This window comes from Croceibacterium aestuarii (genome assembly GCF_030657335.1).
GTDB classification, from domain to species: Bacteria; Pseudomonadota; Alphaproteobacteria; order Sphingomonadales; family Sphingomonadaceae; genus Croceibacterium_B; species Croceibacterium_B aestuarii.
Genome location: NZ_CP131039.1, coordinates 2,978,743 through 3,003,692, shown reverse-complemented (window position 1 = coordinate 3,003,692; position 24,950 = coordinate 2,978,743). Strand labels below are relative to the sequence as shown.

At 68.0% G+C, this 24,950-nt stretch carries 29 protein-coding genes and 1 tRNA gene; 18 read left to right on the top strand and 12 right to left on the bottom strand.

What is annotated here, in order from left to right:
* Positions 1-30 precede the first annotated feature (30 nt).
* Positions 31-1,002, top strand: a complete 972-nt coding sequence (locus tag Q7I88_RS14900) for a winged helix DNA-binding protein (RefSeq protein WP_305096692.1) — start codon at positions 31-33, stop codon at positions 1,000-1,002.
* 19 nt (positions 1,003-1,021) lie between these two features.
* On the opposite strand, the gene Q7I88_RS14895 is transcribed toward Q7I88_RS14900, so the two are convergent.
* Positions 1,022-2,002, bottom strand: coding sequence for an asparaginase (locus Q7I88_RS14895; protein WP_305096691.1), 981 nt, complete (start codon positions 2,000-2,002; stop codon positions 1,022-1,024).
* A gap of 131 nt (positions 2,003-2,133) precedes the next feature.
* Here Q7I88_RS14895 and Q7I88_RS14890 point away from each other — a divergent pair, with 131 nt between their 5' ends.
* A complete protein-coding gene (locus tag Q7I88_RS14890; RefSeq protein ID WP_305096690.1) occupies positions 2,134-3,222 on the top strand; it encodes an amidohydrolase family protein in 1,089 nt (362 codons plus the stop codon).
* A 68-nt stretch (positions 3,223-3,290) separates the two neighbouring features.
* Positions 3,291-3,363: transfer RNA gene (locus Q7I88_RS14885), tRNA-Val, on the top strand.
* A 4-nt stretch (positions 3,364-3,367) separates the two neighbouring features.
* Here Q7I88_RS14885 and Q7I88_RS14880 read toward each other — a convergent pair.
* Both Q7I88_RS14880 and Q7I88_RS14875 read right to left on the bottom strand, forming a co-directional pair.
* Positions 3,368-4,132 carry a peptidase associated/transthyretin-like domain-containing protein gene (locus Q7I88_RS14880; RefSeq protein ID WP_305096689.1) on the bottom strand — a complete coding sequence of 255 codons (765 nt, stop codon included), beginning with the start codon at positions 4,130-4,132 and terminating at the stop codon, positions 3,368-3,370.
* Positions 4,125-4,655: a TlpA family protein disulfide reductase gene (locus tag Q7I88_RS14875; RefSeq protein WP_305096688.1), complete on the bottom strand. Its 531-nt coding sequence runs from the start codon at positions 4,653-4,655 to the stop codon at positions 4,125-4,127. The genes Q7I88_RS14880 and Q7I88_RS14875 overlap by 8 nt, the downstream gene beginning before the upstream one ends.
* Positions 4,656-4,719: 64 nt before the next feature.
* Here Q7I88_RS14875 and argH point away from each other — a divergent pair, with 64 nt between their 5' ends.
* Genes argH through Q7I88_RS14855 form a run of 4 tightly spaced genes read left to right on the top strand, consistent with a single transcriptional unit; the run spans position 4,720 to position 8,389 of the window.
* Complete coding sequence (gene argH, locus Q7I88_RS14870; RefSeq protein WP_305098623.1) at positions 4,720-6,096, top strand: argininosuccinate lyase; 1,377 nt, start codon at positions 4,720-4,722, stop codon at positions 6,094-6,096.
* Entirely contained in the window at positions 6,093-6,335 is a 243-nt protein-coding gene (gene lptM, locus Q7I88_RS14865; RefSeq protein WP_305096687.1) for an LPS translocon maturation chaperone LptM, read from the top strand. The genes argH and lptM overlap by 4 nt, the downstream gene beginning before the upstream one ends.
* Before the next feature lie 7 nt (positions 6,336-6,342).
* Entirely contained in the window at positions 6,343-7,605 is a 1,263-nt protein-coding gene (gene lysA, locus Q7I88_RS14860; protein ID WP_305096686.1) for a diaminopimelate decarboxylase, read from the top strand.
* Between the two features lies 1 nt (position 7,606).
* Positions 7,607-8,389: a precorrin-2 dehydrogenase/sirohydrochlorin ferrochelatase family protein gene (locus Q7I88_RS14855; protein ID WP_305096685.1), complete on the top strand. Its 783-nt coding sequence runs from the start codon at positions 7,607-7,609 to the stop codon at positions 8,387-8,389.
* 77 nt (positions 8,390-8,466) lie between these two features.
* Here the strand turns inward: Q7I88_RS14855 and ruvX are convergent, their stop codons facing one another.
* Genes ruvX through pyrE form a run of 7 tightly spaced genes read right to left on the bottom strand, consistent with a single transcriptional unit; the run spans position 8,467 to position 13,888 of the window.
* Positions 8,467-8,952 carry a Holliday junction resolvase RuvX gene (gene ruvX, locus Q7I88_RS14850; RefSeq protein WP_305096684.1) on the bottom strand — a complete coding sequence of 162 codons (486 nt, stop codon included), beginning with the start codon at positions 8,950-8,952 and terminating at the stop codon, positions 8,467-8,469.
* On the bottom strand, positions 8,931-10,112 hold the full coding sequence (locus Q7I88_RS14845) for a DUF3089 domain-containing protein (protein WP_305096683.1): 1,182 nt from the start codon (positions 10,110-10,112) through the stop codon (positions 8,931-8,933). The genes ruvX and Q7I88_RS14845 overlap by 22 nt, the downstream gene beginning before the upstream one ends.
* Entirely contained in the window at positions 10,112-11,230 is a 1,119-nt protein-coding gene (locus Q7I88_RS14840; protein ID WP_305096682.1) for an AI-2E family transporter, read from the bottom strand. Before Q7I88_RS14840 ends, Q7I88_RS14845 begins: the two co-directional genes overlap by 1 nt.
* On the bottom strand, positions 11,223-12,140 hold the full coding sequence (gene lepB, locus Q7I88_RS14835; RefSeq protein WP_305096681.1) for a signal peptidase I: 918 nt from the start codon (positions 12,138-12,140) through the stop codon (positions 11,223-11,225). Before lepB ends, Q7I88_RS14840 begins: the two co-directional genes overlap by 8 nt.
* Positions 12,137-12,538 (bottom strand): holo-ACP synthase, encoded by a 402-nt coding sequence (gene acpS, locus Q7I88_RS14830; protein ID WP_305096680.1) that lies wholly within the window; start codon positions 12,536-12,538, stop codon positions 12,137-12,139. The genes lepB and acpS overlap by 4 nt, the downstream gene beginning before the upstream one ends.
* Positions 12,539-12,575: 37 nt before the next feature.
* Complete coding sequence (locus tag Q7I88_RS14825) at positions 12,576-13,310, bottom strand: pyridoxine 5'-phosphate synthase (RefSeq protein ID WP_305096679.1); 735 nt, start codon at positions 13,308-13,310, stop codon at positions 12,576-12,578.
* Positions 13,307-13,888: an orotate phosphoribosyltransferase gene (gene pyrE / locus Q7I88_RS14820; protein ID WP_305096678.1), complete on the bottom strand. Its 582-nt coding sequence runs from the start codon at positions 13,886-13,888 to the stop codon at positions 13,307-13,309. Before pyrE ends, Q7I88_RS14825 begins: the two co-directional genes overlap by 4 nt.
* A gap of 197 nt (positions 13,889-14,085) precedes the next feature.
* On the opposite strand from pyrE, the gene coxB reads away from it, so the two are divergent.
* The 8 genes from coxB (at position 14,086) to Q7I88_RS14780 (ending at position 20,501) form a co-directional block, all read left to right on the top strand.
* Positions 14,086-15,168 carry a cytochrome c oxidase subunit II gene (gene coxB / locus Q7I88_RS14815; protein WP_305096677.1) on the top strand — a complete coding sequence of 361 codons (1,083 nt, stop codon included), beginning with the start codon at positions 14,086-14,088 and terminating at the stop codon, positions 15,166-15,168.
* 34 nt (positions 15,169-15,202) lie between these two features.
* On the top strand, positions 15,203-16,921 hold the full coding sequence (gene ctaD, locus Q7I88_RS14810) for a cytochrome c oxidase subunit I (RefSeq protein WP_305096676.1): 1,719 nt from the start codon (positions 15,203-15,205) through the stop codon (positions 16,919-16,921).
* A gap of 115 nt (positions 16,922-17,036) precedes the next feature.
* The gene (locus Q7I88_RS14805; RefSeq protein WP_305096675.1) at positions 17,037-17,954 is read left to right on the top strand and encodes a heme o synthase; all 918 of its coding nucleotides are present in this window, start codon (positions 17,037-17,039) and stop codon (positions 17,952-17,954) included.
* A complete protein-coding gene (locus Q7I88_RS14800) occupies positions 17,951-18,073 on the top strand; it encodes a cytochrome c oxidase system small membrane protein (protein ID WP_305096674.1) in 123 nt (40 codons plus the stop codon). The genes Q7I88_RS14805 and Q7I88_RS14800 overlap by 4 nt, the downstream gene beginning before the upstream one ends.
* A 3-nt stretch (positions 18,074-18,076) precedes the next feature.
* A complete protein-coding gene (locus tag Q7I88_RS14795) occupies positions 18,077-18,649 on the top strand; it encodes a cytochrome c oxidase assembly protein (protein WP_305096673.1) in 573 nt (190 codons plus the stop codon).
* A 64-nt stretch (positions 18,650-18,713) separates the two neighbouring features.
* Complete coding sequence (locus Q7I88_RS14790; protein ID WP_305098622.1) at positions 18,714-19,538, top strand: cytochrome c oxidase subunit 3; 825 nt, start codon at positions 18,714-18,716, stop codon at positions 19,536-19,538.
* Position 19,539: 1 nt separating this feature from the next.
* Positions 19,540-19,911: a DUF983 domain-containing protein gene (locus Q7I88_RS14785; RefSeq protein WP_305096672.1), complete on the top strand. Its 372-nt coding sequence runs from the start codon at positions 19,540-19,542 to the stop codon at positions 19,909-19,911.
* Positions 19,911-20,501, top strand: a complete 591-nt coding sequence (locus Q7I88_RS14780) for an SURF1 family protein (RefSeq protein WP_305096671.1) — start codon at positions 19,911-19,913, stop codon at positions 20,499-20,501. The genes Q7I88_RS14785 and Q7I88_RS14780 overlap by 1 nt, the downstream gene beginning before the upstream one ends.
* A 1-nt stretch (position 20,502) precedes the next feature.
* Here Q7I88_RS14780 and Q7I88_RS14775 read toward each other — a convergent pair whose 3' ends face one another.
* Positions 20,503-20,967 (bottom strand): SRPBCC family protein, encoded by a 465-nt coding sequence (locus Q7I88_RS14775; RefSeq protein WP_305096670.1) that lies wholly within the window; start codon positions 20,965-20,967, stop codon positions 20,503-20,505.
* Positions 20,968-21,016: 49 nt separating this feature from the next.
* Between Q7I88_RS14775 and Q7I88_RS14770 the strand changes: the two genes are divergently transcribed.
* The 3 genes from Q7I88_RS14770 (at position 21,017) to Q7I88_RS14760 (ending at position 24,026) form a co-directional block, all read left to right on the top strand.
* A complete protein-coding gene (locus Q7I88_RS14770) occupies positions 21,017-21,364 on the top strand; it encodes an ArsR/SmtB family transcription factor (protein WP_305096669.1) in 348 nt (115 codons plus the stop codon).
* A gap of 137 nt (positions 21,365-21,501) precedes the next feature.
* Positions 21,502-22,905: a threonine synthase gene (gene thrC / locus Q7I88_RS14765; protein WP_305096668.1), complete on the top strand. Its 1,404-nt coding sequence runs from the start codon at positions 21,502-21,504 to the stop codon at positions 22,903-22,905.
* Between the two features lie 125 nt (positions 22,906-23,030).
* The gene (locus Q7I88_RS14760; protein ID WP_305096667.1) at positions 23,031-24,026 is read left to right on the top strand and encodes a class I SAM-dependent methyltransferase; all 996 of its coding nucleotides are present in this window, start codon (positions 23,031-23,033) and stop codon (positions 24,024-24,026) included.
* Here the strand turns inward: Q7I88_RS14760 and Q7I88_RS14755 are convergent.
* Complete coding sequence (locus tag Q7I88_RS14755; protein WP_305096666.1) at positions 24,023-24,886, bottom strand: HAD family hydrolase; 864 nt, start codon at positions 24,884-24,886, stop codon at positions 24,023-24,025. The genes Q7I88_RS14760 and Q7I88_RS14755 overlap by 4 nt on opposite strands.
* Between the last annotated feature and the right edge of the window lie 64 nt (positions 24,887-24,950).

The window sequence follows — 24,950 nt, the reverse complement described above, 5'->3', positions numbered from 1 at the left end:
TGTTCCAACGAATCAGGAGGGCGTGACGCCATGGCGCAAGCCGATTTCGCTTACCAGCCGGCCAACGATGCGGGCACCGCGCTCGCGGTTTCGATCTTTGCCGACAGCGCCATGCTGCGCGAGCAGATGCGCGACGATGCGGCCGATGCCGGGTTGCTGGTGCGCGAGTGCGGGGCGGTGGCCGAACTGCTCGACGCCGAGGTCCGCCCGCTGGGCGAAGTCGTGCTGCTCGATTGTCCCGAAGTGCGCCCGGCCGATGTCGCGGCACTGGTGCGGCTCGACGAGCGCGCCGCGCGCTCGGGGGCGCATCTCGTCATTTCGACCAGCGCCGCCAGGCTGGAGGACGTCTTTGCCTGCTGCGAGCGTTCGGCCCCGCAGATCCTGGTCGATCCGAACCACGGCGAGCGGATCGTCGCGCTCGGCAATGTCCTGGCGCGAATTCCCAACCTGCGGCTGCGCGAACTTTCGGGTGACGATCGCATTACCTTGCTGCGCCTGACCGAACAGGTGGGCGAGATCGCCGCGCGGCTCGAACGGATGGGCGCGCCCGGCCTTTCGGACGAGGGCGGGGCGTTTCGCTTCGCCAGCCCGGCGCCCGACTGGCACGGGCCGAAGGACGGCGAACGCCGGCTGATCCGCAGCCCTCGTCCGCCGCTGCCCGACCCGCGGCTGGTGCGGCAGATCATTCGCCAGCGGCGGTTGCGGAGCAAGTTCTTCGACGGCGAGCTGTTCGCCGATCCGGCGTGGGACATCCTGCTCGACCTGACCGCCGCGCGCGCGGAGCACGCCCGGGTCTCGGTCACCAGCCTGTGCATCGCCAGCGGGGTCCCGCCGACCACCGCGCTGCGCTGGATCGGGCAGATGACCTCGGCCGGGCTGCTCGAACGGGTCGAGGACGAGAGCGACCGCCGCCGCGCCTTCATCGCGCTGAGCGAGAAGGCGGCCGATGCCATGGCGCGCTATTTCGCGGAACTGGGCAAGGCGGCGGCCGCGGCGATCTGACGCGCGGCCGGCCCGTCGCTCAGTCGAACGCCGCCTGGATGCGCGCCGGCCCGGTCGTGCCCGACGCCAGCAGCAGCTGCAGCAGGATCCGGCTCCTCGCGGGGTTGAGCGCGCGCGCTGCGACGAAGCCGAAGGCGTCGTCGTCGACCTCGACGTTGCGGTCGACCAAGCCCTGGTCGGTCCGGCTGGCGCGCACGACCACGACGCCGCGCGCCGCCGCTTCGCCGAGTGCTTCGAGCACCGCGCGCGGCGCATTGCCCTGGCCGAGCCCTGCCAGCACGATTCCCGCTGCTCCGGCCGCCAGCGCGGCATCGACCATCGTCCGGTCCATCGCCGCGACGGCATGGATCACTTCGACCCGCGGCAGGCTTTGCGGCCATGCGAAATGGGCCGCTTCACCGGTTCGCGCTGGCGGGCCGAACCATTCGAGCGAACTGGGCGAGACCGCCGCGATGCTGCCGCGCGGAAAGCCGCGAAAGGCCTCCGGCCCCTGCGTCGCGGCCTTGCGCACGTCGCGCGCGGCGAACACCTGATCGCCCATCGCGACAAGCACGCCGCGCCCCGCTCCGCCCGGATCGGCCGCGACGCGCAGCGCGGTGGCAAGGTTGCGCATCCCGTCGCTGCCGAGCGCGTCGGCCGGCCGCATGGACCCGGTGAGCACGATCGGCTTGGCGGCCGGCAGCGTCCGGTCGAGCAGGAAAGCGGTCTCCTCGGCGGTGTCGGTGCCGTGGGTGATGACCACGCCGGCGACCGTCTCGTCGGCCAGCGCCGCGCTGCATTCGCGGTGCAGGGCGTCCCATTCGGCCCAGCCGATGTCCTGCGAACCGATCGCGGCGATCTGCCGCCCCTCGCAGGCCATCCCGAGATCGAGCCCACGCGCTTCTTCGAGCAATGCTTCGATGCCGATCTGCCCGGCGCGATAGGCCTTTCCGGTGGCCGAGCCGCTCGTCCCGGCGATGGTCCCGCCGGTGGCAAGGATGCGGATGCACGGTTGCGCCATGCGCCGCCTCTAGCCGCGCCGACCGTTCGCGCCAAGCAGCGTGAAATGCGCCCGGGCGCCCAGCGGCAAACGCAATCGATCTTGCAGAGTCTCGCGGCCCAAGTATCCCATGCAGCCTCGAGGAGAGGGACATGACAATCGATCGCAGAAAATTCCTGGCCGCTACAGCGGCGGGTGCCGCGGTTGCCGGCAGCGGTAGCGCGCTGGCGCAGCAGGGACCGATGCGGCGCATCGCCGTCGAGGAAGCCTGGAGCTTTCCGGAAATCATGGCGATGAACCGCGATATCGCCGTCGCCGGGGGAGACAATCTCGACCTCGTGCAATTGCGGCCGCCGCCGGGCGCCAACCCGTCCGCGAGCAATCCGCTGGTGGAGAACCTGTTCGATACCGATCGCCGGCTGGAGGAAATGGACCGGCTCGGGATCGACATGCACGTGCTGTCGCTGACCTCGCCCGGCGTGCAACTGCTCGGGCGGGCCGATGCGGTGAGGATGGCGAGCGTGGCCAACGACAGGCTGGCGCGGATCGTGGCCGATCGACCGGCCCGGTTCGGCGGACTTGCCAGCTTCTCGCCGCAGGACCCCGCGGCGGCTGCGCGCGAGATGGAGCGGGCGATAGACCAGCTCGGCCTGCACGGCTTCATCGTCAATTCGCACACCGACAACCTCTACCTCGACGATCCGCGCTTCGGGCCGATCCTCGAAGCGGCGGAGGCGCTCGACCGGCCGATCTACATCCACCCGCGCTGTCCGTCGGACGGCCTCGCCGGTCCGTTTCGCGACAATCGCCTGCGAGCCGCGATCTGGGGATATGCGATTGAGACCGGCACCCACGCCATGCGCATGATCCTGTCGGACGTCTTCGTGCGCTACCCGAAACTCAGGATAGTCCTCGGCCACATGGGCGAGAACGTGCCGTATTACCTCTCGCGGGCCGATCACTGGTACGAGTACCGGCCGCAATCGTATGAGGCCAAGTTGAAGCCGTCCGAGGTGTTCCTGCGCAACTTTGCGGTCACCACGAGTGGGTTCGTCCATGCGCCCACGCTTGCCTATGCGGTCGAGGTTCTTGGCGCCGAGAACGTGCTGTGGGCGATCGATTATCCCTATGAGGAGATGGAGCCGACAGTGCGCTTCATGGACGAGGTTCAGCTGCCAGGCGCGGTCAAGCGGGCGATCTACGGCGGCAATGCCGCACACCTGTTCAAGCTGCCGGGCTAGTTTGCGCCGATGACGCGGGTGGCGGTTGTAAGACCGGAAAAACCCGCTAAATCCGCGCTTCCCGCGTGGGGCGCTTAGCTCAGTTGGTAGAGCATCTCGTTTACACCGAGAGGGTCGGCGGTTCGAGCCCGTCAGCGCCCACGCGCTAGTAGGCGATGGCGACAGTCGCCGCCCCCCTGAGGCCGCTCCTCGCATCGCCCTCCAGCGCGATCGTCTCCAGCGCCAGTTCCTCGTCGCTCGCGTCGCGGAACACGAAGTCGCGTCCGGTCGGCCAGCGGTCGAGGTTGGCGAGGCTGTCGCCATAGCGCGGATCGGCCGAATAGACCGCGCGGCACTTGTCTTCGGGCAGGGCAAATTGCGAGGCGAGCAAGGCAGGATCCCCGGCGATCGCGGCCTGAGCGCTCGAATAGACCTCGAAGTGCAGGTGCGGCGCGCGCCCGCCGTAGCAGCCCGGCAGGATCGTCCGGAAGCGCAGCGTCCCCGCATCGCCGCTCTGCTGCAGTCCGCGCAGGTAGTTGGCGTGCGGCAGGTCGTAGAGCGAGTACTTCCCCGCCGCGTCGTTATGCCACAGGTAGAGGCCCCATCCGGCCATCGGGTTGCACCCTCCGGCGGTGCCCAGCAAGGTGATCGTCAGGTCGAGCGGGACGCCGTCCGCGTGTCCGTCGAGGCCGGCGAAGCTGCCGCGAATGTCGCTGCGGATGACGTCGTCGCTGGCGAGCACCGTGAGGCGCCGCCCGCCGCGGTCGCTGCCGCCATCGCCGGCGAACGGGCCGCGCGTCTCGGCCGGTGTGGCGAGGCAGGCTGCCGCCCGCGCCCCGCCGCCGCACCCGGCCAGTGCCGCGCCGCCCAGCCCGAGCAGACCGAGCGTCGCGCGGCGGTCGAGCGCCAGTTGCGAGTGGTCCTCAGCCATCGGCCTCGGCGAGCATCGCCCTGGCCTCGTCGCTCGACCAGTCGAACCCGCCGATCACGCGCCACAGCTCCTTGCCGTCGGTATCGTAGAGCACGGTCAGCGGCAGGCTCGCCCCGCCGCCCATGCCGAAGGCGAGATCGTTCCTCGGGTCGATCCATTGCGGCAGATGCGCGAATTTCTTCTCGGCGAAGAACGGCACCACGAGCTCGGCGCCCTTCATGTCCTCGCTGACGGTGATGACGCGCAGCGAATCGGCCTTTTCGGCCGCCAGCCGGTCGAGCAGCGGCATCTCGGCAACGCACGGGGCGCACCAGGTGGCCCACAGGTTGAGCAGCACCGGCTTTCCGCCAGCCTTGGCGAGATCGAGCGTCGTGCCGGTCGGGTCGGCCACGGTCACCTCGGGCAGCGGCGTTCCGGCCTGGCTGCGGTCGACGATCCCGCTCAGCGCCTCGTCTGGCTTGGCGGCGGCGGAGTTTTCCTGTTGTTGCGCCTCATCGGCGCTTTGCCTATCGCAAGCCGCCACAGACAAGGCGATGGCGCAAGTGAGCGATAGCAAGGGCAAGCGGGGCATTGAGAGCTCCAATCAGATGTGGGGCGGGCGCTTCGCGGAAGGCCCGGCTGCGATCATGCGCGAGATTAACGCGTCGATCCCGTTCGACAAAGCCTTGTGGCGCCAGGACATCGCCGCGAGCAAGGCCCATGTCGCCATGCTCGGCGCCTGCGGCATCGTTTCCGACGACGATGCGCTGGCCATCGAGCAGGGTCTCGACCAGGTCGCCGCCGAATACGAAGCGCAGGGCGTCCCCGAGGACTGGGACCTCGAAGACATCCACATGACCACCGAGAGCCGGCTGGCCGACCTGATCGGCTCCACGGCCGGGAGGCTCCACACCGCGCGCAGCCGCAACGACCAGGTGGCGACCGACTTCCGCCTGTGGGTACGCGATGCGATGGACCAGGCCGATGCCGGGCTGGAGGCGCTGCAGAAAGCGCTGGTCACGCGTGCGGGCGAGCATGCCGGCGCCATCATGCCCGGCTTCACGCACCTGCAGGCGGCGCAGCCGGTCACCCTCGGCCACCACCTGATGGCCTATTACGAGATGGTCCGGCGCGACCGCACCCGCTTCCACGACGCCCGCGCCCGGCTCAACGAGTGCCCGCTGGGCAGCGCCGCGCTGGCCGGAACCGGTTTCGCCATCGACCGCGAGATGACCGCGCAGGCGCTCGGTTTCGACCGGCCGACCGCCAACAGCCTCGACGCCGTGTCCGACCGCGACTTCGCGCTCGATTACCTCCAGGCCGCCGCGCAGTGCGCGCTGCACCTCTCGCGGCTGGCCGAGGAGTTGATCCTGTGGGCCAGCCAGCCGTTCGGCTTCGTCCGCCTGCCGGATTCGCTTAGCACCGGCAGCTCGATCATGCCGCAGAAGAAGAACCCCGACGCCGCCGAACTGGTGCGCGGGCATGCCGGGCGCATCATCGGCTGCCTGACCGCGCTTTCGGTGACCATGAAGGGCCTGCCGCTGGCCTATTCGAAAGACATGCAGGACGACAAGCCGCCGGTGTTCGAGGCGGCGAGCCTGCTCGGCCTGTCGATCGCGGCGATGACCGGGATGATCGGCGAAGCCGCGTTCCGCACCGAGCGCATGCGCCAGGCGGCCGAGCTCGGCTATGCCACCGCGACCGACCTGGCCGACTGGCTGGTGCGCGAAGCGGGGCTGCCGTTTCGCGAGGCGCACCACGTAACCGGCGCGGTCGTCAAGCTGGCCGAGAGCAAAGGGGTGGCGCTCGACCGGCTTTCCCTCGCCGAACTGCAGGGCATCGACTCCCGCATCGGAGAGGGCGTGTTCGAGGCGCTGTCGGTCGAAAGCTCGGTCGCCGCGCGCAGCAGCCATGGCGGCACCGCTCCGGCCGAAGTGAACAAGCGTGTCGCCGAAGCGCGCAAGGCGCTAGGAATGGACGCATGATCCGCCGCCTCGCCCCGCTTGCCGGGCTCCTGTTGCTCGCCGCCTGCGGCCAGAAGAAGGACCTCGAACCGCTCCCCGGTCACGACCTGCCGGTCGCACCTTACGGCAGCGACCACCAGCTGAGCGCGTCCGAATTGCTCGAACCGCCCACCCAGGCCGCCCCGGAGCGCAGCGTGGAGCTGCGAAAACGGTCGGAGGAACGCGAAGACGATCCTTTCGACCTCCCTCCCGAAGGCTGACCAGATTATGGACCATTTCCAGTTACGCGACGGCGAACTCTACGCCGAGGACGTGCCATTGGCGCGCATAGCCGAAGAAATCGGCACCCCGGTATACGTCTATTCGCGCGCCACGCTTGAGCGTCATGCTCGCGTGTTTCGCGAGGCGCTGTCGGAACTCGACAATCCGCACATCGCCTTTGCGCTCAAGTCGAATCCCAACCTCGCGGTAATCAAGGTGCTGCAACGTCAGGGCTTCGGCGCCGACGTCGTCTCCGGCGGTGAAATGAAGCGCGCGCTCGCGGCTGGCGTAGAGGCGCAGGACATCATCTTTTCCGGCGTCGGCAAGACCCATCGCGAGATGGCCGAGGCGCTCGATGCCGGGATCGGCCAGTTCAACATCGAGAGCGAGGAAGAGGGTCACGAGCTGGCTCTGATCGCCGAGCGCAAGGGCCTCAGCGCGCCCGCGGCGCTGCGGGTCAATCCCGATGTCGATGCCCGGACTCACGCCAAGATCTCGACCGGCAAGGCCGAAAACAAGTTCGGTGTGCCGATCAATCGCGCCGAAGAGATCTTCGCCGACCTTTCGCAGCGGCCCGGCATGAACCTGCGGGGGCTGGCGGTGCATATCGGCAGCCAGCTATCCAGCCTCGACCCCTTCGAGAAGGCGTTTGCGCGGGTCGGGGCGCTGGTCGAGACGCTGAGGTCGCAGGGCCACGCCATCACCCATGTCGACCTCGGAGGCGGGCTCGGCGTGCCCTACAAGGCTGGCGAAGTCCTGCCGAGCCCGGCCGAATACGGCGCGATGGTCGCCCGCGCGACCAAGGGCTGGGACGTACGCCTGATGTTCGAGCCCGGGCGAGTCATCACGGGTAACGCCGGGGTGCTGCTGACACGGGTGATCCGGGTAAAACGCGGAGGCAACGGGCCACCCTTCGTGATAGTGGATGCAGCCATGAACGACCTTGCTCGGCCCGCCCTCTACGACGCCTGGCACGATATCGATGCGGTCAGGCCTTCGGGCGGGCGGATGACCGCCAACGTCGTCGGTCCGATCTGCGAGACCGGCGACACTTTCGCCCGGGATCGCGACATCGACGCGCTCGTCGCCGGGGACCTCGCGGTGTTCCGCACCGCCGGGGCCTATGGTGCGACTATGGCCTCGAGCTATAACAGCCGCGGCTTCGTCGCCGAGGTCATGGTCGACGGCGACAAGTTCGCTGTCGTGGCCGACCGTATCGCCCCCGAAGAAATCACCGCCGCCGAGCGCGTGCCCGACTGGCTCGAATAGCATGATCTCGCTTCCGCTCTTCCATCGCGTGGCCGGCAAGCCGGTTCTCGTACTGGGGGAGGGGACGGCGGCCGATGCCAAGCGCCGCCTGGCCGAGCGGGCCGGCGCCAAGGTGATCCGCGAAGAGGCAGGGGCGATCGGCGCCGGCGCGCGGATAGGCTTCGTCGCGATCGAGGACCCGGCGCTCGCGGAAGCGGCGGCCGCTCGCCTGCGCGAGGCCGGCATGCTGGTCAATGTCGTCGACAGGCCCGAGCTCTGCGACTTCACCACGCCGAGCGTGCTCGAACGCGAACCCGTGCAGATCGCCATAGGTACGGGCGGCGCCTCGGCCGGGCTGGCCAAGCACCTGCGCCTGCGGCTCGAGAGCATTCTCCCGGTCAGCGTCGGACGCCTGGCGCAGGCGCTGGCGCTTTCGCGCGGCGCGATCCGCGCGCGTTGGCCCGGCGCCGCCGAGCGCCGCGGTGCGCTCGACGCGGCGCTCGCAGAGGGCGGGCCGCTCGACCCCCTTGGGGGCGCGGGGCCCGAGGAAGTGGAGCGCTGGCTTGCCTCCGATCTCGCCGACGGGCCGCAAGCGAACCGCATCGAGCTTACCGTCAGCGCCGACCCCGAGGAGCTGACGATGCGCCAGATGCAACTGCTCGGCGTGGCCGACACCATCCTCCATCAAGCGGAGGTGCCGGCGGCAATCCTCAACCGCGCCCGCGCCGATGCGATGCGCTATCCGCTCGACGCCGCACCCAGCAGCGATCCGCCCGGCCTCACGCTGGTCCTGCGCACCCGTTGAACGCCGCTGCTCCTGCTGCGACTGAAGCGCTCCGTCGGGCGATACACACGCCGATTACGCCGTCGACCGGGTCGAACTTAGAACAGCCCCCCGGTCAGCGCATCGAGCGCGGCCTGAAGGATGATCGCAGCGGCGTGGCTGTCGATTCGGTCCTTGCGCTTCGTGCGGCTCCAATCCTGCGCCACGAGGTCGCGCTCGGCGCTGGTCGTCGACCAGCGTTCGTCCCACAGCAGCACCGGCAGGGCCAGCGGGGCGAGGTTGCGCGCGTAGGCGCGGGCGCTCTGGGCGCGGGGGCCTTCGCTGCCGTCCATGTTGAGGGGCAGACCGAGGACGATGCCGGCCGCCCGGCGATCGGCGACGACCGCTCGGATTGCCTCGAGGTCGCGCGAGAATTTTCCCCGAGCGAGCGTCTTGCCGGCGGTGGCGAAGCGCCAGCCCGCGTCGCTCAGCGCGGTGCCGATGGTCTTGGTGCCGAGGTCGATTCCGAGCAATACCCCTCCCTCGGGCAAGGCGCCGCGCAGCTCCGCCGCGGTCGTGAAGATCACGGGTGCTGCGCCGCCCATGCCCGCATGCGGCGGTCGACGTCCGCTTGCAGGTTTCGCCAGAACAGCGGGATGTCGTAGACATGGAAGTTGTTGCCGGGCAGCACGCCGGGGCCCATTTTCGGCGGGTCGCCGATCAGCAGCAAACCGCGCGGGCTGCACTTCGCCGGCACCGCGCCGGGGACCAGCTCGCCCGAGCTGAGATCGTCATTGGGCTTCAGCGTACCGAGGTTGGCGCTGGCTCCGGCCTCGCCGCCAATGGTCCCGGTCAGCGGATTGACGCAGAGCAGGCCGTCCTCGCCGCGGGGCTTGCCGTCGAACCCGGGCGAAGTGCGGTAACGTTCGAGCAGCAGGCCCGGCTCGGCCGGCTCGGCGAAGCTCGAATAATCCATGATGCAGCCGGCCTGCTCAGCGGTCGCGCACGCTGGCAGACCCAGCGCGGGCAGGTCGTGCTCGACCGAGATAGGCCAGCCGATCAGATAGGCCATCGCCACGCGGCCTTGCAGCGGCGTACCGGCGATGCGCTCCTCGAGCAGGCGGGTCAGGTGAGCGGCGCCTTGGCTGTGCCCGGCCAGGACGATCGGCATGTCGGGCGGGATGCTCGACACGAAGAAGTCGAACGCCTGGCTGACGTCCTGATAGGCGGCATCGAGCGCCCTGTCCGCCGCGGGATCGTCGGTCAGGAAGGCGCCGAAGGTCGCCTGGCGATATTTCGGCGCCCAGATCTCCGCCGCGCGGTTGAACGGGCTGGCCATGCCCTTGATGAACAGCCGGGCGCGGGCCTCGCCGTCCGGATCGTCGAGCGGGGCGTTCCACGCGTTGCGATTGATGTAGCTGGTCGGGTGGACGAAGAAGACCGCGAACGGCGGCGGTGCAGCGCTCGGACTCGCTGCGGGCCGCGGCGGGGCCTCGGCCGCGCGCGCCGCGCTTCCCGCCACCTTTGCGGCTGCCTCCGGCGGCTGCCACAGCGCCGGATCGTTAGGCGCGCCGAAGCCGGGCCGCGAGTACCACATCGCCGGGTCCTGGTAAGCGTTCACTTCGAACGGCTTCTGGTCGACGAAAGCGGCAGTGGGGACGAAAGCGATCTGTGTCGCCTTGTCCGACCAGACGGCGAGCGCGATGGCCCCGACGATGACCAGCACGACGCAGATCGCGATGAAGTTGAGGAATTTGCGGACCATCAGGCGGACGCCGCCTTGACGCTTTCGCGCCGGCTCCGATCCCTGCGGTCGAGCCGCTCCGCCCGGCGTTCGAGCGCGACCTTGATCATCACCAGCATCGGGTCCGCCAGCGCCAGGCCGAGAATGCCGAACAGAACCCCGAAAATCAGCTGTGCCATGAGCACCAGCGCCGGGGCCAGGTCGACCGTCTTCTTGGCGATCATCGGCACAACGATGTAGCCGTCGAAGTTCTGCACCAGGAAGTAGACGCCGATGGTCCACAATCCGATTTCCGTGCTCACCGAGAACCCGACCAGGGTCATCAGGACGCCGGAAACGATCGCCCCGATGTTGGGGATGAAGGCCAGCAGCCCGGTGATGATGCCGAGCAGCGCCGCCATCGGCACGCCGAGCAGCTTGAGCAGGGCAAAGGTCAGCAGGCCCTCGAAGACCATGCCGGCGAGTCGGCCCGCGAGCAGACGGCGCAGAGTGAAGGCGACCGCATCGAACGTCTCGGCCAGCGGCTCGCGGCTATCCTCGGGCAACATCCACGCGATGCCGCGCTCGTAGGGGCGGGGATCGATCGCCAGGTACAGTCCGATGATCACGATCAGCACCATCGTGGTGACCGCGCCGAACAGCCCGCCGATGGCCCGGGTCACCGTGCCCACGCCGCTGAACACCGAGCCGACGACACGCTGGATTTCGTCCTGCCCGACCGAAAATCCCTTGTCGGTCAGGAACGCGATGAAGCGCTCGATCTGGGTGACGACGAGCGCGGGGAACTCAGCCGCCTGCTGCGAGATCTGCGATCCCGCCGACCACATCAGCCAGACCATGAAGGCGATGGCGCAGAGCATGACGATGAGCAACCGCACCAGGCGCGGCAGCGGCAGCCAGCGGCCGAGCAGGCGCGTCCCGCCGTCGAGCAGGGTGGCGAAGACCAGCGCCCCGACGATCACCAGCAGCGACTGCGCGAGGTAGACCGCCAGCACCACGAAGCCGACGACAACCGACCAGACGAACGCGCGCTCGGCCTCGTAGCGCAGCTTGGGATTGGAAATGTGTGTCGGGCTCGAACCGACCGGGGCCTCGCCCTCGAGCGGTTTGGCGGGCGGTCTCGCGCTGTCGTCACTCATCGCTTGCCGGTTTTTTCCTCAGTTGCGGCCGCAGACTGGTCCAGGCCCGGTCGGGACGCAAGCTCTTCCACCAGGTCAGCGGGTTGAGCGTCGTGCTGCCGTCGAGCGAGAAGGTGATGAATTCGGCGCGCCCGCCAATGTCGGCCAGCGGCACCGGGCCGCCGAGGCCCTCCTGCATTCCGGCCTCGAAGCGGCTGTCGGCCGAATGGTCGCGGTTGTCGCCCATCAGGAAGACATGGCCTTCGGGCACTTCGACCGGGCCGAAATTGTCGGCCATGCCGTAATCGTCCTCGTCGATGACCAGGTAGCTGGCCCCGTTGGGCAGCGTTTCGCGGTAGGTCGGCGGTTCGTAGACCACCTTGCCGCTCGGCAGGCGATGGCGATAGCGCATGAACTCGCCGAGGCAGGGACTGCCGTCGCAGATCTGCTGGTCCGCCGCGAGCTGCACCGGCGGCTCCTGCTCGCGCGGGACTGCGCGGCCGTTGAGAATGACCTGGCCATTGACGAGGGCGATGGTATCGCCAGGCCGGCCGATCACGCGCTTGATGTAGTCCTCGGTCTTGTCCGGCGGGACGACGATGACGATGTCGCCGTATTCGGGGGTCGCCGGCTTGATCCGCCAGTCGCTGCGCGGCAGCAAGTGGAAGCTGACCGAGACCCACGACCAGCCGTAGGGATACTTGCTGACCACCAGCCGGTCCCCGACCAGCAGGTTGGGCATCATCGAGCCGGAGGGGATGTAGAACGGCTTGGCGATGAAGGTGTGGAACGCCAGCACCGCCAGCAGCATCAGCGCCAGACCGCGAATCTCGTGCAGCCAGTTGACCTTCTCCTTCGGCTTCTTCGCCTCGGCGGCGTCGCTCGTCTCTTCGGTATCGGTCATCGCGGGATCGGCTGGGCGGGAACTCATAACGGACGGGCCTCGATGATAACGTAGGCCTGCGCCCATGGGTGATCGTCGGTGAGGGTGAGGTGAACGAGCGCCTCATGGCCGTCCGGTATCAATTCCGCAAGCCGCTCGGCGGCGCCGCCGGTCAAAGCCAGCGTCGGCGCACCGCTCGGCATGTTCACCACGCCGATGTCCTTGTGGAACACCCCGCGCTTGAATCCTGTGCCGATGGCCTTGGCATAGGCCTCCTTGGCGGCCCAGCGCTTGGCGTAGGTGCCGACCGCAGTGAACGGCCGCCGCGCCGCCTTGGCGCGCTCGATATCGGTGAAGCAACGCGCGGTAAACTTGTCGCCCCAGCGCTCGAGCGAAGCGGCGATGCGCTCCATGTTGGTGATGTCGGAGCCGAGGCCGATGATCATGGCGGGTTACCCAAACTGGGATGACGGAGCAGCCTATTCACCGCGCCATATCCATCAGCGCGCGCATGCGTAGAACGGCGTTCTCCAGCCCGGTGAAGATCGCCTCGCCGATCAGGTAATGGCCGATGTTGAGCTCGCGCAGCTGGGGTATCGCGGCGATCGGCTGGACGTTGTCGTAAGTCAGGCCGTGGCCGGCGTGCGGCTCGATGCCGTTCTTGGCGGCGAGCGCGGCCATGTCGGCGACTCGCTTCAATTGCACGGCGCGGTCCTCCCCTTCGGCGTGGGCGTATTCGCCGGTGTGGAATTCGACCACCGGGGCGCCGAGCCGCAAGGCGGCCTCGACCTGGCGTTCACTGGCTTCGATGAACAGGCTGACGCGGATGCCGGCGTCGGTCAGGCGGCTGACGATCGGCTGCAGCCGGTTGTGCTGCCCGGCGGCATCGAGCCCGCCCTCGGTCGTCACCTCCTCGCGCTTTTCCGGCACGATGCAGGCGGCGTGCGGCTTGTGGGCGAGGGCGATGGCGAGCATTTCCTCGGTGGCCGCCATCTCGAGGTTGAGCGGCAGGCCTGTCGCCTCCTGGATGCGTTGCAAGTCCCCGTCGCGGATGTGCCGCCGGTCCTCGCGCAAGTGCGCCGTGATGCCGTCGCCGCCGCAGGCCGCGACGATTTCGGCGGCACGCACCGGGTCCGGGTGGTCCCCGCCGCGCGCGTTCCTGATCGTGGCGACGTGATCGATGTTGACGCCGAGGCGGAGTTTGTCCTCGCGGCTCAAGCCTTGCGGCTCCCCGGCTTTTCGACCGGCAACGCGGCCAGCTCTTCCGGCAGTTCGCCGGGCGCGTAAGTCGGGAAGTTGATCTCGACCAGCGGGAAGAACGGCACGCCCATGTCGACCTCGCCGGCCGAGCGGTCGACCAGCGCACAGGCGGCGACGACTTCGCCCCCGGCCGCCTCGATCGCCGCGATCGCCTCCTTGCCGGAAAGGCCGGTGGTGACCACGTCCTCGCACATCAGCACTTTCTCGCCCTCCTTGAGGTCGAAACCGCGACGAAATTCGAAGGTGCCGCTGGGCCGTTCGACGAACATCGCGTCGACGTCCAGCGCGCGGCCGATCTCGTGGCCGATGATGAGCCCGCCCATCGCCGGGCTGACCACCTTGTCGATCTGCGTGCGGATGTCGCGCGGGATCTTCTGCACCAGTGCGCGGGCCAGCGTTGCCGCGCGCTCGGCGTTCATCAGCACGCGCGCGCATTGCAGGTAATGGGCGCTGTGCCGTCCCGAGGAGAGCTTGAAATGCCCTTCGAGCAAGGCTTGGCAGGCGCGGAATTCGGCGAGGACCTCGTCTTCGGTCATGGTGTCTTCGATATTTCCCAGGCAGGCATGGGGCCCCTCCCGGCGCCGCAAGGGGCGCGGCCGGAGCCTGTCGAAAAATCTCCCTAGAAGCGCTTGAGGCATGGGGCAAGCGCGCGTATAGGCCCGCCAAACCCAGGCCCTTTCGGGGCCGACCGCGCCGATGCGCGCAACGTTACTGGACGGAAAGCGGCAGACAGATGATTCCTGGCACCATCGCCCGCAAGCGATTGAGTTTCCTTTCGATCCTGATCGGGGCCCTGGCCCTGGTGAGCGTGCCGCAAGGCGCCATTGCGGCGACGGCCGCTGCCGCTCCGCCTGCGGCCGTCGCGGTGCCTGCTCCGGCTGCTGCCGATACGGCGGCGATTGCCCCGGCCGATGCCGCGGCTGCGGACTCCGGCTACACGCCGCTCGGTCCGGAGTGGATCAAGGGCCAGCCGAGCCCGGGCGGATGGGATTTCCAGAAGCAGTATTCACCGACCGGCCACTTCGCTCACAACATGCACGCCTATGGGCTGATGCCGATCATCACGGCGATCTGCCTCCTGGTCCTGTTCCTGCTGCTGTTCGTGATGGTGCGGTTCCGCAAGTCGGCCAACCCGGTGCCCTCGAAGACCAGCCACAATACCTTCATCGAGATTGTCTGGACGGTCATTCCGGTGCTGATCCTGGTCGCCATTGCCGTGCCCTCGATCATGCTGCTGCGCGACCAGTACGCCTCGCCGCCCAAGGACGCGCTGACGGTCAAGGTCACCGGCTACCAATGGTACTGGGGCTACAGCTATCCCGACAACGGCGACTTCGAAGTGATCTCCAACATGCTGCCCGACGAGGAAGCGGTGCAGAAGGGCCTGCCGCCGCAGCTCGCGGTCGACCACCGGATGGTCGTGCCGGCCGGCGAATGGATCCGCATCCAGACCACCGGCGCCGACGTGATCCACTCGTTCGCCGTGCCGAGCCTGTGGTTCAAGCTCGATGCCGTCCCCGGGCGTCTCAACGAGAAGAAGATGTTCATCGAGGAACCCGGCATTTACTACGGCCAGTGTTCGGAACTGTGCGGCGCGCGCCACGGCTACATGCCGATCGCCGTCGAAGCGCTGCCGCGGCCGCAGTTCGAAGCCTGGGTCCGCTCGCAGGGCGGCACGCTGAAAGGCGAAGAGCCGGCCGCGGCTCCTTCGGCGCCGACGCCCGCCGCGACTCCCGCCTCGGCCGAGCCGGGCGCGCCGGCCGCCGGGGAAGCGCCTTCGCCCGAAACCCCGGCGACGACGCCGGCAACCGCCTGACGCAATGATATTTCGAGAAGCAAGGTAAGCTAAGATGGCCACCACCGCCGATGCCTTTCAGGCCCACCACGACGATCACGCGCATCACGACGCCGATCACAAGCCGGGCTTCTTCGCCCGCTGGTTCATGTCGACGAACCACAAGGACATCGGCACGCTGTACCTGATCTTCGCGATCTGCGCGGGCATCATCGGCGGCGTCATCTCGGGCGTCATGCGCGCCGAGCTGGCCGAGCCGGGCCTGCAGGTTCTGCCCAAGGTCGTACTCGACCTCTACGGCGAGACCGGCATGGACCAGGCGCTGCACATGTGGAACGTGCTGATTACCGCGCACGGCCTCATCATGGTCTTCTTCATGGTCATGCCGGCGATGATCGGCGGCTTCGGCAACTGGTTCGTGCCGCTCATGATCGGCGCGCCGGACATGGCCTTTCCGCGGATGAACAACATCTCGTTCTGGCTGACCGCGGCGGGCTTCGCCTCGCTGATGATCTCGACCTTCCTGCCCGGCGGTACGGGCATCGGCGCGGGAACCGGCTGGACAGTCTACGCGCCGCTCTCGACCTCGGGCTCGCAGGGTCCGGCGGTCGACTTCGCGATCTTCTCGCTGCACCTTGCCGGTGCCGCCTCGATCATGGGCGCGATCAACTTCATCACCACGATCTTCAACATGCGCGCGCCGGGCATGACCCTGCACAAGATGCCGCTGTTCGTGTGGTCCGTGCTGGTCACCGCCTTCCTGCTGCTGCTCGCGCTGCCGGTGCTCGCCGCGGCGATCACCATGCTGATCACCGACCGCAACTTCGGGACGACGTTCTTCGACGCCTCGGGCGGCGGCGATCCGGTGCTCTACCAGCACCTTTTCTGGTTCTTCGGCCACCCCGAGGTCTACATCATGATCCTGCCGGGCTTCGGCATGATCAGCCAGATCGTCGCGACCTTCAGCCGCAAGCCGATTTTCGGCTACCTCGGCATGGCCTACGCCATGGTCGCGATCGGCGTCGTCGGGTTCATCGTCTGGGCCCACCACATGTATACCACCGGCCTCGACGTGAACACGAAGATGTACTTCACCGCGGCGACCATGGTCATCGCGGTGCCGACCGGCATCAAGATCTTCAGCTGGATCGCGACGATGTGGGGCGGCTCGATCGAGTTCAAGAGCCCGATGGTCTGGGCGATCGGCATGATCTTCCTGTTCACCATCGGCGGCGTGACCGGCGTCGTGCTGGCCAACGGCGGCATCGACGACAACCTGCACGACACCTACTACGTCGTGGCGCACTTCCACTACGTGCTGTCCATGGGCGCGGTGTTCTCGCTCTTCGCGGGCTTCTACTACTGGTTCCCGAAGATGAGCGGCAGGATGCACTCCGAACTGCTCGCGCACCTGCACTTCTGGGGCTTCTTCATCGGCGTGAACATGATCTTCTTCCCGATGCATTTCCTCGGGCTCGACGGCATGCCGCGGCGCATCCCCGACTACACTCCGGCGTTCACCTACTGGAACCAGCTCGCCACGGTCGGCTACATGGTCATGGCCGGCTCGATGCTGTTCTTCTTCGCCAACCTCATTTACGCCTTCGTGGCCGGCAAGAGGGCTCCGGCGAACTACTGGGGCGAAGGCGCGACGACGCTCGAATGGAGCCTGTCGAGCCCGCCGCCGTTCCACCAGTTCGAGACGCTGCCGGTGATCGAGGAGCATCACAGCTATCACGATCACATCGGCGACGGGACGGCCACCGCCCACTAGGCCGCCGCACCTCGACCAGAAAAAAGCGGGGGCGCGCCGGCGACGGCCGCGCCCCTTCGCTTTTGCGCCGCAACGGGTTTCAGCCATGCCAGTGACCGCCTATACCGAGTCCGCTATGACCACCGTCCCGACCGCGAGTCTCCCCGTCGAGTGGCGCGATTTCTTCGCGCTGACCAAGCCGCGGGTGATGAGCCTGGTGGTTTTCACCGGGCTGTGCGGCCTGCTCGCGGCGCCCGGTACAATCCATCCCGTCATCGGCTTTACCGCGGTGCTGTGCATTGCGCTCGGCGCGGGCGGTTCGGGCGCGCTCAACCAGTGGTGGGAAGCCGATATCGACGCGGGCATGAAGCGCACCGCGCGGCGCCCGCTGCCGGCGGGCAGAATGGCGCACAGCAACGCACGCGACTTCGGCATCGCCTTGTCGGTCGCTTCGGTGCTGATGATGGGCCTGGTGGTCAACTGGCTGTCGGGCGCGGTGCTCGCGCTTTCGATTTTCTACTACGCGGTCATCTACACGATCTGGCTCAAGCCGCGCACGCCGCAGAACATCGTCATCGGCGGCGCTGCCGGGGCCTTTCCGCCGCTGATCGGGTGGATCGCGGTGACCGGACACATCACGCTGATGCCGGTGCTGCTGTTCGCGATCATCTTCGTGTGGACCCCGCCGCACTTCTGGGCTCTGGCGATGTTCGTGAAGACCGATTACGCCAAGGTCGGCATCCCGATGCTGCCGGTGGTCGCCGGCGAACAGGCGACGCGCCGCCAGATTTTCGTCTATTCGGTGGTGCTGTTTGCAGTCAGCCTGCTGCCCTGGGTCCTGGGCGGAACCGGCGCCGTCTACGGCGTCTCGGCGCTGGTCCTGTCGGGCGTTTTCCTCGCGCTTGCCGCGCCGGTGGCCTTCCGCGCATCGTTCGAGGGCGATGCGATGAAACCGGAAAAGCGCCTGTTCGGCTATTCGGTAATCTATCTTTTCGCGCTGTTCGCCGTGCTGGTGATCGACGCGGCGTTACGCAACCTTGGAGCATTGGCATGACGCCCGAAGAGGAAGAGGCCTTCAAGCGCGCCCGCAAGGGCCGCAACGTGGCGCTGGCGCTGGTGCTGGTCGGTTTCGTGGTGCTGTTCTACGTCATCACTTACGTCAAGCTGGGCTGAATCATGGCGAGCGTCCCTGTCGAGCACCGCAACCGCCGCACCGCCGCGATCATGGCCGTGGTCGCGGCGGGCATGCTCGCGCTCGGCTTCGCCGCCGTGCCGCTGTACCGGATATTCTGCCAGGTGACCGGCTTTGCCGGCACTACCCAGCGTGCCACCGACGCCGACGCGGTGACCGCTGCCGAGATGGCGCGCAGCGCCGGCGGGCGCACGATCTCGATTCGCTTCGACGCCAACACCGCGCCCGATCTGGCGTGGAAGTTCAAGCCCCTGCAAGTGACCGACACGGTCGCCATTGGCCAGCGCGACATGGCCATCTTCACCGCGAAGAACCTGTCCGACGTTCCGATTACCGGCAATGCCAGCTTCAATGTCGAGCCCGAGCAGGCGGGGCGTTATTTCAACAAGATCCAGTGCTTCTGCTTCACCGAACAGACGCTGCGTCCGGGCCAGGAAGTGCGCATGCCGGTGATCTACTATATCGATCCCGCCGCGCTGAAAGATCCCAACATGGACGGGGTCGAGCAGGTCACGCTGAGTTACACGTTCCACAAGGCGGTCGAGCAGCCGTCTTAACCTCTTGAGCCAAGGGACCGGGGCCTTTAAGGGCTGCGGCAACATCTACCAGGAAGCGATCATCATGGCCGGCGCCAAGAACCACGACTATCATATCCTGCCACCCGACATCTGGCCGCTGGTCGGTTCGATTTCGGCGCTGACCTTCACCAGCGGCATGGTGCTGTACATGCACGACATGCCCAATCACTGGCTGGTCCTCGGCCTCGGCATCGCCGGGCTGATCGCCACCTTCTTCAGCTGGTTCTCGAACATCGTGCGCGAAGCGCAGGCGGGCGATCATACCCCGGTGGTGCAGCTGCATCTGCGCTACGGCATGATCCTGTTCATCGCCTCGGAGGTGATGTTCTTCGTCGGCTGGTTCTGGTCGTGGTTCGATTTCTCGTTGTTCCCCAGCACGCTGACCGACGTGATCGGCGGACAGTTCCCGCCCAAGGCGATCGAGGCGGTGATGAACCCGTTCGACCTGCCGCTGCTCAACACGCTGATCCTGCTGTGCTCGGGCACCACGGTGACCTGGGCGCACCACAGCCTGATCCACGGCGACCGCGAGGGGCTCAAGAAGGGCCTGTGGCTGACGATCCTGCTCGGCATGCTGTTCACCAGTATCCAGGCTTACGAATACGTCCACGCGCCGTTCGCCTTCGGGGGCAACACCTACGGTTCGGCTTTCTACATGGCGACCGGGTTCCACGGCTTCCACGTCCTGGTCGGCACGATCTTCCTGATCGTCTGCCTGGTGCGCACCTACAAGGGCCACTTCACGCCCGAGCAGCATTTCGGCTTCGAGGCGGCGGCGTGGTACTGGCACTTCGTCGACGTCGTCTGGCTGTTCCTGTTCGTGGTGGTCTACGTCTGGGGCGGGTGGGGCGCGCCGATCCACGGCTGACATGGCCGACACGCCCGAACCTTCGAAGGGGCAGCAGGGTCTCGGCCATGCTGCCCTTTTCGGTCTCTGTCCCCGCTGCGGTGCGCGCACGCTGTTCGGCGGCTGGACCGCCTTCGCCCCGCGCTGCCGCGCCTGCGAGCTCGATTTCCAGAAATTCAACGTCGGCGACGGTCCGGCCTCGTTCCTGATCCTGATCATCGGCGCGCTGGTCACCGGCCTTGCCGTCTGGCTGCAGCTTGCGTTCGATCCGCCCTGGTGGCTGCACGTCGTCCTCTGGCTCCCGCTGACGGTCGTCGGGGTCATCGGCGGCCTGCGCGTGGCCAAGGCGGCGCTGCTCTACTCCGAATACCATCGCGGCGGCGGCAGGCACTGATGCGCCGCCTGCCCATCGTGCCGACGGTGGTGGTCGTACTCGCCGCCGCGACGATGATCGCGCTCGGCGTCTGGCAGCTCCAGCGGTTGCAGTGGAAGGAAGGCCTGCTGGCCCGTTACCACGACGCGCAGGCGATGAGCGCCCAAGTGCCCTGGCCGAGCGATCCCGCCGACTACGCGGGCGCGCTCTACCGCCGCAGCAGTGTCGACTGCGCCTCGGTCCGCGGGTTCGACGCCATATCCGGCCGTTCGCAGGACCAGCGCAGCGGCTGGGCGCACATCGCCCATTGCACGCTCGCCGGTGGCGGCAGCGCCGAGGTCGCGCTCGGCTGGTCGACCGATTCGGCCGCCCCGCAATGGAGCGGCGGCGAAGTCGCTGGCGTGATCGGTCCGTCGAAGGGCGGCATCAAGTTGGTCGCATCGCCCCCGCAGGGCGGACTGCAGCAGCTCGCGGTGCCCGATCCGAGCGAGATCCCCAACAACCACCTCGCCTATGCCGTGCAGTGGTTCCTGTTCGCGCTGACAGCGCTGGTCATCTACGCACTGGCGCTGCGCAAGAAATGGCGCGCCGAGGGGCGGGACGCGCGCTAGCCTACTTGTACATGCCTTCGCGCAGGTTGATCCCGTGCTCGATCCACACCTTGAGCGCGGCGAGCATCTGGCTCCAGCCCATGCAGTTGCCGTAGCTCGCCTGGAGTCCGGCTTCGGTCTCGTGCCAGCCTTCCTCGGCGATCTCGACCAGCGTCCGGGCGGGATCGCCGTCGACCGGCCTGAAGCTCATCGTCACGGTGGTGTTGTAATCGGGCCCGTCCGCGCCGGGCTCGTTGGCCTTCCATTCGAGGACGATTCGTTCGTCGGGCACGACCTCGCCGACGTAGACCGGGAAAGCCCCGGGGAAGTCGTGGAAGTCCCAGGTCACGGTCGCCCCCTCCTCGAGTCGCCCCCGCGCGCCGCCGGTGGTGAAGTACTGCGAGAGCTGGGCGGGATCGGCGACGGCCTCGAACACTTCGTGCACGGGCTTCGAGATCGTGGCGAAAACGCGAAACTTGAGGTCCACGGCAGATTCTCCTCTTGAGTCGCTCGCCATTATGTTATAAAAATATAACATGTCAAACGATGACGAAATCGACCGCGTGTTCAAGGCGCTGGCCAACCGCGTGCGCCGCGCCATCTGCGACGAGCTCAAGCTGCGCCCGCTGACCACCGGCCAGCTCGCTCAAGTCTTTCCCGAGCTCGATCGCACCACGGTGATGATGCACCTGCGCGTGCTCGAGGAGGCGGGGCTGGTGGTGGCGCTGCGCAAGGGGCGCGAGCGCTTCAATCACCTCGACGCCATGCCGATCCAGGCGATTCACGAGCGCTGGATCGGCCCGCATGCCGCGGCCGCCGCGGCGGGCCTGTCGAAGCTCAAGCGCGAACTCGAGGGCGAGACGGACACAGTCGGTTCGCGGTGAGCTTGTCGAACGAATTGCCGGCAGGCGGATCGGGCGCAGATTCGTCCTTGGGCAGGCTCAGGACGAATGGGCGCTTTAGCGGTCGGTAGCGCCCTTTGCTTGCCCGCCGCACGCCGCGCGGCTAACCGCCGTTCGCGATGCAGTACGTCTCGACACGCGGAAGCGCCCCGGCGCTCGATTTCGAAGGCGCGACGCTGGCCGGGCTGGCGAGCGACGGCGGCCTCTACGTGCCCGCCGAGTGGCCAGGCTTCACCAGCGACGAGATCGCCGCCATGCGCGGGCTGCCCTATGCCGCGCTCGCCGCACGGGTCATGCAGCCCTTCGTCGGCGATGCCCTCACCCCTGAGCGCCTGCACGAACTGTGCACGCAGGCCTATGGCCGCTTCCCCCACGCAGCGGTCACCCCGCTGACCCAGCTCGACGAGCGCAACTGGCTGCTCGAGCTGTTCCACGGCCCGACCCTGGCGTTCAAGGACGTGGCGCTGCAACTGCTCGGCCTGCTGTTCGAGGAATTCCTCGCCCGCCGCGACGAACGGCTGACCATCGTCGGCGCGACCAGCGGCGATACCGGCAGCGCGGCGATCGACGCGGTCGCCGGGCGCGAGCGGATCGACATCTTCATGCTCCACCCCAAGGGGCGGGTCAGCGACGTGCAGCGCCGGCAGATGACCACGGTCAAGGCGCCCAACGTCTACAACATCGCCATCGACGGCAGCTTCGACGATGCCCAGGCGATGGTGAAGCGGATGTTCGGCGACACCGACATGACCGGCCGCTTCCGCATCAGCGCGGTCAACTCGATCAATTGGGCGCGGCTGATGGCGCAGGTTGTCTACTACTTCGCCAGCGCGCTGCAGCTCGGCGCGCCCGAGCGCAAGGTCGCCTTCAGCGTCCCGACCGGCAACTTCGGCGACGTTTTCGCCGGGCACGTCGCGGCGCGCATGGGGCTGCCGATCGAGCGGCTGATCGTGGCCACCAACGTCAACGACATCCTCCACCGCGCGCTCGCCAATGGCGACTATTCCGCCGGCGCCGTAACCCCGACCGCAGCGCCGAGCATGGACATCCAGGTTTCCTCAAACTTCGAACGGCTGCTGTTCGACGTCGGCGGCCGCGACGGGAAGGCGCTGGCCGAGCAGATGCGCGGCTTCGAGGGCAGCAAGGCGATGCGCCTGACCAACGCCCAGCGCGAAGGCGCCGCGGCTCTGTTCACCAGTGCGCGGGTCGATGCCGACGCGATGAGCCAGGCGATGCGCTGGGCCTTCGAGGCTTGCGACGGTGAAGTCGTCGACCCGCATACGGCCATTGGCCTTCATGCTGCCCGCGCGGCGGACCTGCCGGCGGCCGTCCCGGTCGTCACGCTCGCCACCGCGCACCCGGCCAAGTTCCCCGACGCGGTCGAGCGCGCCACCGGCCTGCGTCCGCAGTTGCCCGCGCGAATCGGCGATTTGTTCGAGCGCGACGAGGCCTGTGCCGAGCTCCCCGGCGACTACGACGCCATCGCCGCCTATGTCGCGGAGCACGCGGCGCCCTCACGCTAACGTGATGCCGGCGCCTCCTACTTCCGTCCGTCCTGAGCCTGTCGAAGGACGATTGGCACAAACGTTCCGCCTGCGTGCTTCGACAGTCTCTGCACGAACGGGCGTGGGGATGCGCGGAGGCGCGGTTGGCTGATCTCGTCGAACAGCCGCTCGTCATGGAGGGGGAGGGCTGGGCCGACTACGGCCTCGTCGACTCCGGCCACGGCCGCAAGCTCGAACGCTACGGCCCCTATCGCTTCGTCCGCCCCGAGCCGCAGGCGATGTGGAGCCCGCGGCTGGGCGAGTGGCGGGCCGATGGCGAATTCATTCCCGGCAGCGACGAAGACGGCGGCGGCCGCTGGCATTTCGACCGCCCGGTGCCCGAAGACGGCTGGCCGCTCGCCTGGAACGAGGTGACGTTCACCGCCCACAACACACCCTTCCGCCACCTCGGCTTCTTCCCCGACATGGCCCCGGTGTGGGACTGGATGCGCGGTATCCTCCCCGGCACGGGGAGGGGGACCGCACGCAGTGTGGTGGAGGGGGCGGGCCGCACGCGAAGCGATGGTGGCGAACCCCCTCCGTCAGATGCTGCCGCATCGGCCACCTCCCCGCCACCGGGAGGAAGAGGAACGCTCAACCTGTTCGGGTACACCGGCGTCGGCACGCTTGCGCTCAGCGAGTGCGGTCCCGTGACCCACGTCGATGCGAGCAAGAAGTCGGTCGCCCAGGCGCGAGATAATGCCGCGCTGTCGGGCATGGAGGACCGCCCGATCCGCTGGCTGGTCGACGATGCCGCCAAGTTCGCCGCGCGCGAGGTGCGCCGCGGCAACCGCTATGACGGCATCATCCTCGACCCGCCCAAGTTCGGCCGCGGCCCGAAGAACGAGACCTGGCGGCTCGAGGAGGGTCTGCCCGGCCTCGTCGCCGACTGCCGCACGCTGCTCGATGCCGAGAGCCGCTTCCTGTTTCTCACCGTCTATGCCGTGCGCATGAGCAGCCTCGCGCTCGGTGGGCTGCTGGCCGAACACTTCGCCGCGCTGCCGGGCACGATCGAACACGGCGACCTGGCCGTCCGCGAGGAGGGGGAGGGCGGCCGTCTGCTCCCCACCGCGATCTTCGCCCGCTGGCGCAACTCTTAGCCGGCGGGTTGCGGCTCGTTGGCCGCCGCGGAGAGGGCATCGGGCACCAGGAACCAGCCCGAACCGATCAAGACGTCGAAGTTGCTCGCGGTGGCCGGGTCGCGCAGGTAGCCGAACAGTTCGTCGAAGTCCTCGCGCCGGTCGCCGGCGATGGCGAGCACGCAGGCGCTGCGGGCCGCCTGCTCGCGCAAGGCCTGCTTGCGGTCGCCGTCGCCCAGCACGAGCAGGATCGGATCCCTGCCCGTGGGGTCGAGGCCCGAGCGCATCAGGGCCTTGGCAACGTCGTCCACCCGGTTTGCGTCGAGCTGCGAGATCCACATCACGACGACCCCGGCTTCGCGCAGTCGCGCAAGCCCGGTGGCGAGGCCCGGAGAGGGCTCGAGCTCCGCATCGGGCGAAAACGCCTTTGCGCCGTGGTCGAGATCGATGATGACGGCCTTCTCGCCGCGCTCGCATGGCTCCTGGCGAGGGAGCAGGCGTTGCGCGGCCTCGGGCGCTAGGATCGCGGATTCCCTGCCGTCTTCCTCGCCCGCGCCGGCGAGCGCGTAGTCGAGGAAGTTCTGCCAGGGCCGGGCCGGTGCCCCGGGCGAGGTCGGGCCGGCATTGGCCGGCAACTGCGTGAGCGGCGTCAGTTCCCAGGACCGGTCGGGGACTGATGCCGCGGCCTCCGCAGCGGCGGACGGAGCCGCTTCCGATCGCTCGCGTTTGTCGCGCTTGCCCTTCTCGATCACGCCCAGCGCGGTCATCGAAGGCACGGCCAGCGCGGCCGCGGCCACGCAGCCGCCGAGCATGGGCAGCAGCATGAGCGCGGCGAGCGTGCGGGCCTTGTGCCCCATCGATCGTGCTGGTGTTTCCGGCATCGGTCCGCAGATAACCGCAAGAGCGTCTGTAGCCCAGTGCCCTGGTGTGGGTGGTGGACAAGCG

Excerpts from the sequence above, each read along its gene's own strand:
- Q7I88_RS14900 (WP_305096692.1), top strand. The coding sequence starts at position 31 with ATGGCGCAAGCCGATTTCGCTTACCAGCCGGCCAACGATGCGGGCACC.
- Q7I88_RS14895 (WP_305096691.1), bottom strand. The coding sequence starts at position 2,002 with ATGGCGCAACCGTGCATCCGCATCCTTGCCACCGGCGGGACCATCGCC.
- Q7I88_RS14890 (WP_305096690.1), top strand. The coding sequence starts at position 2,134 with ATGACAATCGATCGCAGAAAATTCCTGGCCGCTACAGCGGCGGGTGCC.
- Q7I88_RS14880 (WP_305096689.1), bottom strand. The coding sequence starts at position 4,132 with ATGGCTGAGGACCACTCGCAACTGGCGCTCGACCGCCGCGCGACGCTC.
- argH (WP_305098623.1), top strand. The coding sequence starts at position 4,720 with ATGTGGGGCGGGCGCTTCGCGGAAGGCCCGGCTGCGATCATGCGCGAG.
- lptM (WP_305096687.1), top strand. The coding sequence starts at position 6,093 with ATGATCCGCCGCCTCGCCCCGCTTGCCGGGCTCCTGTTGCTCGCCGCC.
- lysA (WP_305096686.1), top strand. The coding sequence starts at position 6,343 with ATGGACCATTTCCAGTTACGCGACGGCGAACTCTACGCCGAGGACGTG.
- Q7I88_RS14855 (WP_305096685.1), top strand. The coding sequence starts at position 7,607 with ATGATCTCGCTTCCGCTCTTCCATCGCGTGGCCGGCAAGCCGGTTCTC.
- ruvX (WP_305096684.1), bottom strand. The coding sequence starts at position 8,952 with ATGGGCGGCGCAGCACCCGTGATCTTCACGACCGCGGCGGAGCTGCGC.
- Q7I88_RS14845 (WP_305096683.1), bottom strand. The coding sequence starts at position 10,112 with ATGGTCCGCAAATTCCTCAACTTCATCGCGATCTGCGTCGTGCTGGTC.
- Q7I88_RS14840 (WP_305096682.1), bottom strand. The coding sequence starts at position 11,230 with ATGAGTGACGACAGCGCGAGACCGCCCGCCAAACCGCTCGAGGGCGAG.
- lepB (WP_305096681.1), bottom strand. The coding sequence starts at position 12,140 with ATGAGTTCCCGCCCAGCCGATCCCGCGATGACCGATACCGAAGAGACG.
- acpS (WP_305096680.1), bottom strand. The coding sequence starts at position 12,538 with ATGATCATCGGCCTCGGCTCCGACATCACCAACATGGAGCGCATCGCC.
- pyrE (WP_305096678.1), bottom strand. The coding sequence starts at position 13,888 with ATGACCGAAGACGAGGTCCTCGCCGAATTCCGCGCCTGCCAAGCCTTG.
- coxB (WP_305096677.1), top strand. The coding sequence starts at position 14,086 with ATGATTCCTGGCACCATCGCCCGCAAGCGATTGAGTTTCCTTTCGATC.
- ctaD (WP_305096676.1), top strand. The coding sequence starts at position 15,203 with ATGGCCACCACCGCCGATGCCTTTCAGGCCCACCACGACGATCACGCG.
- Q7I88_RS14805 (WP_305096675.1), top strand. The coding sequence starts at position 17,037 with ATGACCACCGTCCCGACCGCGAGTCTCCCCGTCGAGTGGCGCGATTTC.
- Q7I88_RS14800 (WP_305096674.1), top strand. The coding sequence starts at position 17,951 with ATGACGCCCGAAGAGGAAGAGGCCTTCAAGCGCGCCCGCAAGGGCCGC.
- Q7I88_RS14795 (WP_305096673.1), top strand. The coding sequence starts at position 18,077 with ATGGCGAGCGTCCCTGTCGAGCACCGCAACCGCCGCACCGCCGCGATC.
- Q7I88_RS14790 (WP_305098622.1), top strand. The coding sequence starts at position 18,714 with ATGGCCGGCGCCAAGAACCACGACTATCATATCCTGCCACCCGACATC.
- Q7I88_RS14785 (WP_305096672.1), top strand. The coding sequence starts at position 19,540 with ATGGCCGACACGCCCGAACCTTCGAAGGGGCAGCAGGGTCTCGGCCAT.
- Q7I88_RS14780 (WP_305096671.1), top strand. The coding sequence starts at position 19,911 with ATGCGCCGCCTGCCCATCGTGCCGACGGTGGTGGTCGTACTCGCCGCC.
- Q7I88_RS14770 (WP_305096669.1), top strand. The coding sequence starts at position 21,017 with ATGTCAAACGATGACGAAATCGACCGCGTGTTCAAGGCGCTGGCCAAC.
- thrC (WP_305096668.1), top strand. The coding sequence starts at position 21,502 with ATGCAGTACGTCTCGACACGCGGAAGCGCCCCGGCGCTCGATTTCGAA.
- Q7I88_RS14755 (WP_305096666.1), bottom strand. The coding sequence starts at position 24,886 with ATGCCGGAAACACCAGCACGATCGATGGGGCACAAGGCCCGCACGCTC.